Here is a 12,173-nt window from a genome sequence, read left to right on the forward strand (position 1 = left end):
TTTATGCAACGGGAAACGGTCTGGTTAGTAGAAGACGAGCAAGGGATAGCCGACACGCTGGTCTACATGTTGCAGCAGGAAGGTTTTGCCGTCGACGTTTTTGAGCGGGGCTTGCCGGTGCTCGATAAAGCGCGCCAGCGGGTTCCCGACGTTATTATTCTCGATGTTGGTCTGCCTGATATCAGCGGCTTTGAATTATGCCGCCAGTTGCTGGCGATCCATCCGGCGTTGCCTGTGCTGTTCCTGACGGCCCGTAGTGAAGAGGTCGATCGTCTGCTTGGGCTGGAAATTGGTGCTGACGACTACGTGGCTAAACCGTTTTCACCTCGCGAAGTGTGCGCCAGAGTGCGCACCTTGCTGCGTCGGGTGAAGAAATTTTCTACGCCGCCTCCCGTCATCCGTATTGGTCATTTTGAACTGAATGAACCTGCGGCGCAGATAAGCTGGTTTGACACGCCATTAACGCTGACGCGATACGAGTTTTTATTGCTGAAAACGTTACTCAAGTCGCCAGGCCGCGTCTGGTCACGCCAGCAATTGATGGATAGTGTCTGGGAAGACGCGCAGGACACTTACGATCGCACCGTCGATACCCACATTAAAACGCTGCGTGCCAAGCTGCGCTGCATCAATCCCGAGCTTTCACCGATTAATACCCACCGCGGCATGGGATACAGCCTGAGGAGTCTGTAATGCGCATCGGCATGCGACTGTTGCTGGGCTATTTTTTACTGGTAGCAGTGGCTGCCTGGTTCGTGCTGGCTATTTTTGTCAAAGAAGTTAAACCGGGCGTGCGAAGGGCGACGGAAGGGACGTTGATCGACACCGCAACGTTGCTGGCGGAGCTGGCGCGCCCTGATTTGCTCTCTGGCGATCCTGCGCATGGGCAATTGGCACAGGCGTTTGACCAACTACAAAATCGCCCGTTTCGCGCCAATATCGGCGGCATTCACAAAGTGCGCAACGAATACCATGTTTATATGACTGATGCACAGGGCAAAGTTTTGTTCGACTCGGCAAATAAAGCCGTTGGGCAGGATTACTCACGCTGGAATGATGTCTGGCTAACGTTGCGCGGTCAGTATGGCGCGCGCAGTACGTTGCAAAATCCCGCCGATCCCGAAAGTTCTGTGATGTATGTTGCTGCCCCCATTATGGACGGCTCGCGGCTTATTGGTGTTTTGAGCGTAGGCAAACCGAACGCGGCGATGGCGCCGGTGATTAAACGCAGCGAGCGGCGAATATTATGGGCGAGCGGCATTTTGCTGGGAATTGCACTGGTGATTGGTGCCGGAATGGTTTGGTGGATCAACCGCTCCATTGCCCGACTCACCCGTTATGCTGATTCCGTCACCGATAATAAACCCGTTCCGCTCCCTGATCTTGGCAGTAGCGAGTTGCGTAAGTTAGCGCAGGCGTTGGAAAGTATGCGCGTGAAGCTGGAAGGGAAAAACTATATTGAGCAGTATGTCTACGCGTTAACCCATGAGCTGAAAAGTCCGTTGGCAGCAATTCGTGGCGCGGCGGAAATCTTACGCGAAGGACCGCCACCGGAAGTGGTAGCCCGTTTTACCGACAATATTTTGACACAAAACGCGAGAATGCAGGCGCTGGTTGAAACGCTACTACGCCAGGCAAGACTGGAAAATCGTCAGGAGGTCGTTCTTTCTGCGGTTGATGTGGCGGCATTATTTCTCCGCGTCAGCGAAGCGCGCACCGTACAGTTGGCAGAAAAAAATATCACTCTGCATGTTATGCCCATCGAGGTTAACGTTGTTGCTGAACCGGCGTTGCTGGAACAGGCGCTGGGGAATTTACTGGATAACGCCATCGATTTTACCCCCGAGCATGGCTGTATAACGCTTAGTGCTGAGGTGGATCAGGAGCAAGTTACGCTTAACGTGCAGGATACCGGTAGCGGCATTCCTGACTACGCGCTGTCGCGTATTTTTGAACGCTTTTACTCTTTGCCGCGCGAGAATGGACAAAAAAGCAGTGGGTTGGGACTGGCGTTTGTCAGCGAAGTTGCCCGTTTGCTTAATGGTGAAGTCACACTGCGCAACGTGCCGCAAGGCGGCGTGCTGGCCTCGCTCCGACTTCACCTGCACTTCACATAACTTCAAATTCTTCCCACATAGTCTTCATACACTGCAGCCATTGCAAAGGAGAAGACTATGTTGAAATCCCCCCTGTTCTGGAAAATGGCCACTTTGTTTGGTGCCGTGTTGCTGCTGTTAATTCCATTAATGTTGATTCGGCAGGTGATTGTCGAACGTGCCGATTACCGTAGTGATGTTGAGGATGCAATTCGTCAAAGCACCAGTGGGTCGCAAAAGTTGGTCGGGCCGCTCATCGCTATCCCTGTAACTGAGCTTTATACGGTGCAGGAAGAAGAAAAAACCGTGGAGCGGAAACGAAGTTTTATCCATTTCTGGTTACCTGAGTCGTTGATGGTTGATGGCAATCAGAACGTGGAAGAACGGAAGATAGGCATTTATACCGGTCAGGTCTGGCACAGTGATTTAACGCTAAAAGCCGATTTTGACGTTTCGCGTCTTAGCGAACTCAACGCGCCCAATATCACCTTAGGCAAGCCGTTTATTGTGATTAGTGTAGGTGATGCGCGTGGCATTGGGGTGGTGAAAGCACCTGAACTTAACGGAACGACGCTGACCATTGAACCTGGAACAGGGTTAGAGCAAGGCGGGCAGGGCGTGCATATTCCTTTAACCGAAGGGAACTGGCTGAAGCAGAACCTGAAGCTGAATATGGCGCTGAATTTAAGCGGAACAGGGAGCCTTTCCGTGGTGCCGACGGGGCGTAATAGCGAATTGACCTTAACCAGTAACTGGCCGCACCCCAGTTTTTTAGGTGATTTTTTGCCCGCAAAACGGGAGGTCAGCGAGACCGGTTTTCAGGCGCAATGGCAAAGTAGTTGGTTTGCCAATAACCTCGGTGAGCGTTTTGCTTCAGGCAATAATACCCGTTGGGACAATTTCCCGGCGTTTAGCGTCGCAGTCACTACGCCAGCCGATCAGTATCAATTAACGGACCGGGCGACCAAATACGCCATTTTGCTCATTGCGCTGACTTTTATGGCCTTCTTTGTTTTTGAAATGCTAACCGCACAACGTTTACACCCAATGCAATATTTGCTGGTGGGGCTGTCATTGGTGATGTTTTATTTACTCTTGCTGGCGTTTTCTGAACATACCGGTTTTACCGTGGCCTGGATAATCGCCAGCCTGATAGGGGCGTTAATGAACGGTGTTTACTTGCAGGCGGTATTAAAAGGTTGGCGCAACAGCATGTTGTTTACCCTGGCTTTGTTGTTGCTGGATGGTGTGATGTGGGGACTGCTGAATTCTGCCGATAGCGCGCTGTTGTTGGGGACGAGTGTGCTGGTGGTGGCGCTGGCAGGTATGATGTTTGTGACTCGCAATATCGACTGGTATGCGTTTTCAATGCCGAAAATGAAAATCAGTAAAGAAGTCACAACGGACGATGAGTTACGTATCTGGAAATAATATTGGCTAATAAAAACGGCGCTAAAAAGCGCCGTTTTTTTGACGGTGGTAAAGCCGATTAATCTTCCAGATCACCGCAGAAGCGATAACCTTCACCGTGAATGGTGGCGATGATTTCCGGCGTATCCGGCGTAGATTCGAAATGCTTACGAATACGACGGATCGTCACGTCTACAGTACGGTCATGTGGTTTCAGCTCACGGCCGGTCATTTTCTTCAGCAGTTCAGCACGGGACTGAATTTTGCCAGGGTTTTCACAGAAGTGAAGCATGGCGCGGAACTCGCTGCGCGGCAGTTTGTACTGCTCGCCATCAGGGCCGATCAACGAACGGCTGTTGATGTCCAGTTCCCAACCATTGAACTTGTAGCTTTCAACGCTACGGCGTTCTTCGCTGACAGTACCCAGATTCATGGTACGAGACAGCAGGTTGCGTGCACGGATAGTCAGTTCACGCGGGTTAAACGGTTTGGTGATGTAGTCATCTGCACCGATTTCGAGGCCGAGAATTTTATCGACTTCGTTGTCACGGCCAGTCAGGAACATCAACGCAACATTCGCCTGCTCGCGCAGTTCACGCGCTAACAGAAGACCGTTCTTACCCGGCAGATTGATATCCATGATCACCAGGTTGATGTCATATTCAGAGAGGATCTGATGCATTTCCGCGCCATCTGTCGCTTCGAAAACATCATAGCCTTCCGCTTCGAAAATACTTTTCAACGTGTTGCGTGTTACCAACTCGTCTTCAACGATAAGAATGTGCGGGGTCTGCATGTTTGCTACCTAAATTGCCAACTAAATCGAAACAGGAAGTACAAAAGTCCCTGACCTGCCTGATACATGCTGCAAATTAACATGATCGGCGTAACATGACTAAAGTACGTAATTGCGTTCTTGATGCACTTTCCATCAACGTCAACAACATCATTAGCTTGGTCGTGGGTACTTTCCCTCAGGACCCGACAGTGTCAAAAACGGCTGTCATCCTAACCATTTTAACAGCGACATAACAGGCTAAGACGTGCCGGACACCCAATAAAACTACGCTTCGTTGACATATATCAAGTTCAATTGTAGCACGTTAACAGTTTGATGAAATCATCGTATCCAAATGCTAGCTTTCGTCACATTATTTTAATAATCCAACTAGTTGCATCATACAACTAATAAACGTGGTGAATCCAATTGTCGAGATTTATTTTTTATAAAATTATCCTAAGTAAACAGAAAGATATGTAGCGTTTTTTAACAATTAAACGGTTAGTACAGTCAGGAAATAGTTTAGCTTTTTTTAAGCTAAGTAAAGGGCTTTTTCTGCGACTTGCGTTAATATTTTGTAAATTCTCTCCGCGCAGTAAGTTGACATTCATCACCCTGTTCGCGGTTATTTGGTCAAGAAGAGTAGCAACATGCGTATAACGATTATTCTGGTCGCACCCGCCAGAGCAGAAAATATAGGTGCAGCGGCGCGGGCAATGAAAACAATGGGATTTAGCGAACTGCGCATTGTCGATAGCCAGGCCCATCTGGAGCCAGCCACCCGCTGGGTTGCACATGGCTCCGGTGATATTATTGATAATATTAAAGTTTTTCCAACACTGGCTGAATCTTTACACGATGTCGACTTTACTGTCGCCACCACTGCGCGTAGCCGGGCGAAATATCATTACTATGCGACGCCGGTGGAACTGGTGCCGTTGTTGGAGGAAAAATCGACGTGGATGAATCATGTGGCGTTGGTATTTGGCCGGGAAGATTCCGGTCTGACAAACGAAGAACTGGCGCTGGCTGATATTCTTACTGGCGTGCCGATGGTGGCAGATTACCCTTCGCTTAATCTGGGGCAGGCGGTGATGGTTTATTGCTATCAATTAGCAACATTAATACAACAACCGACGAAAAGTGACGCAACGGCAGACCAACATCAACTGCGTGCTTTACGCGAACGAGTCATGTCATTGTTAACGACGTTAGCGGTGGCAGATGACACAAAACTGATCGACTGGTTACAACAACGCCTGGGACTTTTAGAGCAACGAGACACCGCAATGTTGCACCGTTTGCTGCATGATATTGAAAAAAATATCACCAAATAAAAAACTGTATGGAATGTTATCTTTAGGTTTTAATTCTGACTGCAACGGGAAATATGTCTCAGTGTGGATTAAAAAAAGAGCACTTGCCAGCAGCTTATGGACGGGTAGCCTTCCGTGAGTAAATTAAAATATTATTGACTTAGGTCACTAAATACTTTAACCAATATAGGCATAGCGCACAGACAGATAAAAATTACAGAGTACACAACATCCATGAAACGCATCAGCACCACCATTACCACCACCATCACCATTACCACAGGTAACGGTGCGGGCTGACGCGTACAGGAAACACAGAAAAAAGCCCGCACCTGACAGTGCGGGCTTTTTTTCGACCAAAGGTAACGAGGTAACAACCATGCGAGTGTTGAAGTTCGGCGGTACATCAGTGGCAAATGCAGAACGTTTTCTGCGGGTTGCCGATATTCTGGAGAGCAATGCCAGGCAGGGGCAGGTGGCTACCGTCCTCTCTGCCCCCGCCAAAATTACCAACCATCTGGTGGCGATGATTGAAAAAACCATTAGCGGCCAGGATGCTTTACCCAATATCAGCGATGCCGAACGTATTTTTGCCGAACTTCTGACTGGACTCGCCGCCGCCCAGCCGGGATTCCCGCTGGCGCAACTGAAAACGTTTGTCGATCAAGAATTTGCCCAAATTAAGCATGTCCTGCACGGTATTAGCCTGCTGGGACAATGTCCGGACAGCATCAACGCTGCGCTTATCTGCCGTGGTGAAAAAATGTCGATCGCTATTATGGCCGGTGTACTGGAAGCGCGCGGTCACAACGTTACCGTTATCGATCCGGTCGAAAAACTGCTGGCAGTCGGTCATTACCTCGAATCTACCGTCGATATTGCCGAATCTACCCGCCGTATTGCTGCAAGCCGCATTCCGGCTGACCACATGGTGCTGATGGCTGGTTTCACCGCCGGTAACGAAAAAGGCGAACTGGTGGTGCTGGGGCGCAATGGTTCCGACTACTCCGCTGCGGTACTGGCTGCTTGTTTACGCGCCGATTGCTGCGAGATCTGGACGGACGTTGACGGTGTTTATACCTGCGACCCGCGTCAGGTGCCCGATGCGAGGTTGTTGAAGTCGATGTCCTATCAGGAAGCGATGGAGCTTTCTTACTTCGGCGCTAAAGTTCTTCATCCTCGCACCATTACCCCTATCGCCCAGTTCCAGATCCCTTGCCTGATTAAAAACACCGGAAACCCACAAGCGCCCGGTACGCTTATTGGCGCCAGCCGTGACGAAGACGAGCTACCGGTAAAAGGGATTTCCAATCTGAATAATATGGCGATGTTCAGCGTTTCCGGTCCAGGAATGAAGGGGATGGTTGGCATGGCGGCACGTGTGTTTGCTGCAATGTCACGTGCCAGAATTTCGGTGGTGCTGATTACCCAATCGTCTTCCGAATACAGTATCAGTTTCTGCGTTCCACAAAGCGACTGTGCACGCGCTGAACGGGCGATGCAGGAAGAGTTCTACCTTGAACTAAAAGAAGGTTTACTGGAGCCGCTGGCGGTCACTGAACGACTGGCAATAATTTCGGTGGTGGGTGATGGTATGCGCACCTTGCGCGGGATCTCAGCGAAATTCTTTGCCGCGCTGGCTCGCGCCAATATCAATATTGTCGCCATTGCCCAGGGGTCTTCTGAACGCTCAATCTCCGTGGTGGTAAATAACGATGACGCGACGACGGGTGTGCGTGTAACCCACCAGATGCTGTTCAATACCGATCAGGTTATCGAAGTCTTTGTGATTGGCGTCGGTGGCGTTGGCGGTGCGCTGCTGGAGCAACTGAAGCGTCAGCAAAGCTGGCTGAAGAACAAACATATCGACTTACGTGTCTGCGGCGTTGCCAACTCGAAGGCGTTGCTGACCAATGTGCATGGCCTTAACCTGGAAAACTGGCAGGAAGAACTGGCGCAAGCCAAAGAGCCGTTTAATCTCGGGCGTTTAATTCGCCTGGTGAAAGAATATCATCTGTTGAACCCGGTGATTGTCGACTGCACCTCCAGCCAGGCGGTGGCGGATCAATATGCCGACTTCCTGCGTGAAGGTTTCCACGTGGTGACGCCGAATAAAAAGGCCAACACCTCGTCGATGGATTACTACCATCAGTTGCGTTACGCGGCGGAAAAATCACGGCGTAAATTCCTCTACGACACCAATGTCGGTGCGGGATTGCCGGTTATTGAGAACCTGCAAAACTTGCTCAGCGCTGGCGATGAATTGATGAAATTCTCCGGCATTCTTTCTGGCTCGCTCTCGTTTATCTTCGGCAAGTTAGATGAAGGTATGAGCTTCTCTGAAGCGACCACGCTGGCGCGGGAAATGGGTTATACCGAACCGGATCCGCGAGATGACCTGTCCGGTATGGATGTGGCGCGTAAGCTGTTGATTCTCGCCCGTGAAACCGGGCGTGAACTGGAACTGGCGGATATTGAAATCGAACCTGTGCTGCCAGCCGGGTTTAACGCTGAGGGTGATGTTGCGGCTTTTATGGCGAACCTGTCACAGCTTGACGATCTCTTTGCCGCACGCGTGGCGAAGGCTCGTGATGAAGGCAAAGTTTTGCGCTATGTTGGCAACATTGATGAAGATGGTGTCTGCCGCGTGAAGATTGCTGAAGTGGATGGTAACGATCCGCTGTTCAAAGTGAAAAACGGCGAAAACGCATTAGCCTTCTATAGCCACTATTATCAGCCGCTGCCGCTGGTTTTGCGCGGTTACGGCGCGGGCAATGATGTTACGGCTGCCGGTGTCTTTGCCGATCTGCTACGCACCCTCTCATGGAAGTTAGGAGTCTGAAATGGTTAAAGTTTATGCTCCGGCTTCCAGTGCCAATATGAGCGTCGGGTTTGATGTACTCGGCGCGGCGGTAACGCCTGTTGATGGCGAATTGCTTGGGGATGTGGTGACGGTTGAGGCGGCAGAGGCATTCAGTCTCAACAACCTCGGACAGTTTGCCGACAAACTACCGTCAGAACCGCGAGAAAATATCGTTTATCAGTGCTGGGAGCGTTTTTGCCAGGAACTGGGCAAGCAAATTCCAGTGGCGATGACCCTGGAAAAGAATATGCCGATCGGTTCTGGCTTAGGTTCCAGCGCCTGTTCAGTGGTCGCGGCACTGGTCGCGATGAATGAGCACTGTGGCAAGCCGCTCAACGATACCCGCCTGTTGGCCTTGATGGGCGAGCTGGAAGGGCGTATTTCTGGCAGCATTCATTACGACAATGTGGCTCCGTGCTTTCTTGGCGGTATGCAGTTGATGATCGAAGAAAACGGCATCATCAGCCAGCAGGTGCCGGGGTTTGATGAGTGGTTGTGGGTGCTGGCGTATCCGGGGATTAAAGTCTCGACGGCAGAAGCTCGGGCTATTTTACCGGCGCAGTACCGCCGTCAGGATTGCATTGCTCACGGGCGGCATCTGGCGGGCTTCATTCACGCCTGCTATTCCCGTCAGCCTGAGCTTGCCGCGAAGCTGATGAAAGATGTTATCGCTGAACCCTACCGTGAACGTTTACTGCCGGGCTTCAGGCAGGCACGGCAGGCGGTAGCGGAAATCGGCGCAGTAGCGAGCGGTATCTCCGGCTCTGGCCCGACCTTGTTCGCTCTGTGTGACAAGCTGGATACCGCCCAACGCGTTGCTGACTGGTTGGGTAAGAACTACCTGCAAAATCAGGAAGGTTTTGTTCATATTTGCCGGCTGGATACGGCGGGCGCACGAGTACTGGAAAACTAAATGAAACTCTACAATCTGAAAGATCACAACGAACAGGTCAGCTTTGCGCAAGCCGTAACGCAGGGGTTGGGTAAAAATCAGGGGCTATTTTTTCCGCACGATCTACCGGAATTTAATCTGACCGAAATTGATGAGATGCTGAAGCTGGATTTCGTTACCCGCAGCGCGAAGATCCTCTCAGCGTTTATTGGTGATGAGATCCCGCAGGACGCACTGGAAGAGCGCGTGCGTGCAGCGTTTGCATTCCCGGCTCCGGTTGCCAAAGTTACAAGCGATGTCGGTTGCCTGGAACTGTTCCACGGGCCAACGCTGGCATTTAAAGATTTCGGCGGTCGCTTTATGGCGCAAATGCTGACTCATATTGCGGGCGATAAATCGGTGACTATTCTGACCGCGACCTCCGGCGATACCGGGGCGGCAGTGGCTCACGCGTTCTATGGTTTACCGAATGTAAAAGTGGTTATCCTCTATCCGCGCGGCAAAATCAGCCCACTGCAAGAAAAACTGTTCTGTACATTAGGTGGCAACATTGAAACTGTCGCTATCGACGGCGATTTTGATGCCTGTCAGGCACTGGTGAAGCAGGCGTTTGATGATGAAGAGCTGAAAGTGGCGCTTGGGCTGAACTCAGCTAACTCCATTAATATCAGCCGGTTGCTGGCGCAGATTTGCTACTACTTTGAGGCTGTGGCGCAGTTGCCGCAGGAGGCGCGGAACCAGTTGGTTGTCTCGGTGCCAAGCGGTAACTTCGGTGATTTAACTGCAGGCCTGCTGGCAAAATCTCTCGGTCTGCCGGTGAAGCGTTTTATCGCTGCCACTAACGTTAACGATACAGTGCCGCGTTTCCTGCACGACGGGCAGTGGTCGCCAAAAGCCACCCAGGCGACATTATCCAATGCGATGGATGTTAGCCAGCCGAATAACTGGCCGCGTGTGGAAGAGTTGTTCCGCCGCAAAATTTGGCAATTGAAGGAGTTGGGCTATGCGGCGGTGGATGATGAATCGACCCGGCAGACGATGCGCGAATTAAAAGATCTGGGATATACCTCAGAACCGCATGCTGCCGTGGCTTACCGTGCGCTGCGTGACCAGCTTCACCCAGGCGAATATGGTCTGTTCCTCGGCACCGCGCATCCGGCGAAATTTAAAGAGAGCGTGGAGGTAATTCTTGGTGAAACGCTGGAGCTGCCAAAAGAGCTGGCAGAACGTGCTGATTTACCGCTGCTTTCTCATAATCTGCCCGCTGATTTTGCCGCGCTGCGCAAGCTGATGATGAATCATAAGTAGTATCCATTAATTTCCTGAAAATGGCCGGGCTTGCGTTTATGCAGTTCGGCTTTTTTGTGGAGAAAATATGAGAAAAATCGACAGAAAAAAGGAGAAATTTTCAATAAATGCGGTAACTTAGCTCTTTTAATTGTAGAGAATGACAACGGGGATTCTTTTACCGTAAGCTCCGGATATCGGCCCATAACTGGCAATGATAAAAGGAGTCACCTGTGAAAAAGATGCAATCTATCCTGCTCGCACTTTCCCTGATTCTGGTCGCTCCTATGGCAGCGCAGGCAGAGGAAATAATGCTAGTACCATCAGTGAAATTACAGATTGGCGATCGCGATCATCGCGGTTACTACTGGGATGGCGGTTACTGGCGTGACCATAACTGGTGGTATAGAAATTACGAATGGCGAGATAATCGCTGGCACCCACACGGATCGCAGCCGCACCATAATTGGTATAATGATCATCGAAATGATCACCGCGGAGATCATCGAAACGATCACGGCGGCGAGCATCGTCCAGGTCCGGACAGACACCATCGGTAAACATAACTGCCGGATGACCTCCGGCATTTGAGACTGATGGAAAACGAAAAATTGCCTGATGCGCTACACTTATCAGGCCTACGTGATCTCTACAATATATTGAATCTGCATGCTTTTGTAGGCCGGATAAGGCGTTTACGCCGTATCCGGCATTTACCGCAAACTTAACGCAGCTCGTAGCGTTTAAACACCAGTTCGCTATTGCTGGAGGTGGCTTCATCAAAGAAGTAACCTTCACGATTAAAGCCAGTCAGTTGTTCTGGTTTGGTCAGGCGATTCTCAATAATAAAACGACTCATCAGGCCGCGCGCTTTCTTAGCGTAGAAACTAATAACCTTAAACTTGCCGTTCTTCTCATCGAGGAACACCGGCTTGATAATCTCAGCATTCAGTTTCTTCGGTTTCACTGATTTAAAATACTCATCTGACGCCAGGTTAATTACTACCTGATCGCCTTGCGCTTCGAGCGCCTCGTTCAGCTTGTTGGTGATCACATCACCCCAGAATTGGTACAGATCTTTGCCCCGGGCGTTCTCAAGACGGATCCCCATTTCCAGACGGTATGGCTGCATTAAATCGAGTGGACGCAGTACGCCATACAAACCGGAAAGCATACGCAGATGCTGCTGGGCAAAAGCGAAATCTTCTTCGCTGAAGGTTTCGGCCTGCAAACCGGTATAGACATCGCCTTTGAACGCCAGAATCGCCTGCCGGGCATTCTCCGGCGTGAAATCTGGCTGCCAGTCATGAAAGCGAGCGGCGTTGATACCCGCCAGTTTGTCGCTGATATGCATCAGCGTGCTAATCTGCGGGGGTGTCAGCTTCCGCGCTTCGTGAATAAGCTGCTGTGAGTGATCTAACAGCTCCGGCAACGTATAGCGCGTGGTAGCCAACGGGCTTTGATAATCAAGCGTTTTCGCAGGTGAAATCAGAATCAGCATATCCAGTCCTTGCAGGAAATTTACAGC

12 protein-coding genes and 1 other annotated feature are annotated in these 12,173 nt (G+C 50.7%); of the genes, 10 read left to right on the plus strand and 2 right to left on the minus strand.

All coding sequences use genetic code 11. The annotated features are described in order from the left end of the window. Positions 1–3 precede the first annotated feature (3 nt). Genes creB through creD form a run of 3 tightly spaced genes read left to right on the plus strand, consistent with a single transcriptional unit; the run spans position 4 to position 3,527 of the window. Complete coding sequence (gene creB, locus C7B16_RS02005; protein WP_001188652.1) at positions 4–693, plus strand: two-component system response regulator CreB; 690 nt, start codon at positions 4–6, stop codon at positions 691–693. Beyond that, positions 693–2,117, plus strand: coding sequence for a two-component system sensor histidine kinase CreC (gene creC, locus C7B16_RS02010; RefSeq protein ID WP_107179304.1), 1,425 nt, complete (start codon positions 693–695; stop codon positions 2,115–2,117). Before creB ends, creC begins: the two co-directional genes overlap by 1 nt. Before the next feature lie 57 nt (positions 2,118–2,174). Then, positions 2,175–3,527, plus strand: coding sequence for a cell envelope integrity protein CreD (creD, locus tag C7B16_RS02015; RefSeq protein ID WP_016249589.1), 1,353 nt, complete (start codon positions 2,175–2,177; stop codon positions 3,525–3,527). 58 nt (positions 3,528–3,585) lie between these two features. Here the strand turns inward: creD and arcA are convergent, their stop codons facing one another. Continuing rightward, positions 3,586–4,302 carry a two-component system response regulator ArcA gene (gene arcA / locus C7B16_RS02020; protein WP_001194358.1) on the minus strand — a complete coding sequence of 239 codons (717 nt, stop codon included), beginning with the start codon at positions 4,300–4,302 and terminating at the stop codon, positions 3,586–3,588. A gap of 95 nt (positions 4,303–4,397) precedes the next feature. On the opposite strand from arcA, the gene yjjY reads away from it, so the two are divergent. From yjjY to C7B16_RS02055, 7 genes are all read left to right on the plus strand, one after another. Further along, positions 4,398–4,538 carry a protein YjjY gene (gene yjjY / locus C7B16_RS02025; protein WP_001303782.1) on the plus strand — a complete coding sequence of 47 codons (141 nt, stop codon included), beginning with the start codon at positions 4,398–4,400 and terminating at the stop codon, positions 4,536–4,538. Between the two features lie 399 nt (positions 4,539–4,937). After that, positions 4,938–5,624 (plus strand): tRNA/rRNA methyltransferase, encoded by a 687-nt coding sequence (locus C7B16_RS02030; RefSeq protein ID WP_001223170.1) that lies wholly within the window; start codon positions 4,938–4,940, stop codon positions 5,622–5,624. Between the two features lie 213 nt (positions 5,625–5,837). Beyond that, positions 5,838–5,903 (plus strand): thr operon leader peptide, encoded by a 66-nt coding sequence (gene thrL, locus C7B16_RS02035; protein WP_001386572.1) that lies wholly within the window; start codon positions 5,838–5,840, stop codon positions 5,901–5,903. After that, positions 5,839–5,958 (plus strand) — a sequence feature (Thr leader region). It overlaps the preceding gene by 65 nt. Before the next feature lie 24 nt (positions 5,959–5,982). Then, positions 5,983–8,445 carry a bifunctional aspartate kinase/homoserine dehydrogenase I gene (gene thrA, locus C7B16_RS02040; protein WP_010378218.1) on the plus strand — a complete coding sequence of 821 codons (2,463 nt, stop codon included), beginning with the start codon at positions 5,983–5,985 and terminating at the stop codon, positions 8,443–8,445. 1 nt (position 8,446) lies between these two features. Continuing rightward, positions 8,447–9,379 carry a homoserine kinase gene (thrB, locus tag C7B16_RS02045; protein WP_001517712.1) on the plus strand — a complete coding sequence of 311 codons (933 nt, stop codon included), beginning with the start codon at positions 8,447–8,449 and terminating at the stop codon, positions 9,377–9,379. Continuing rightward, positions 9,380–10,666, plus strand: coding sequence for a threonine synthase (thrC, locus tag C7B16_RS02050; RefSeq protein ID WP_107179305.1), 1,287 nt, complete (start codon positions 9,380–9,382; stop codon positions 10,664–10,666). Between the two features lie 212 nt (positions 10,667–10,878). After that, positions 10,879–11,205: a DUF2502 domain-containing protein gene (locus C7B16_RS02055; RefSeq protein WP_105224911.1), complete on the plus strand. Its 327-nt coding sequence runs from the start codon at positions 10,879–10,881 to the stop codon at positions 11,203–11,205. A 164-nt stretch (positions 11,206–11,369) separates the two neighbouring features. Here the strand turns inward: C7B16_RS02055 and yaaA are convergent, their stop codons facing one another. Further along, positions 11,370–12,146, minus strand: a complete 777-nt coding sequence (gene yaaA, locus C7B16_RS02060) for a peroxide stress protein YaaA (protein WP_000906159.1) — start codon at positions 12,144–12,146, stop codon at positions 11,370–11,372. Positions 12,147–12,173 lie beyond the last annotated feature (27 nt).

Source organism: Escherichia sp. 20412-1 (assembly GCF_003027595.1).
Classification (GTDB): Bacteria; Pseudomonadota; Gammaproteobacteria; order Enterobacterales; family Enterobacteriaceae; genus Escherichia; species Escherichia marmotae.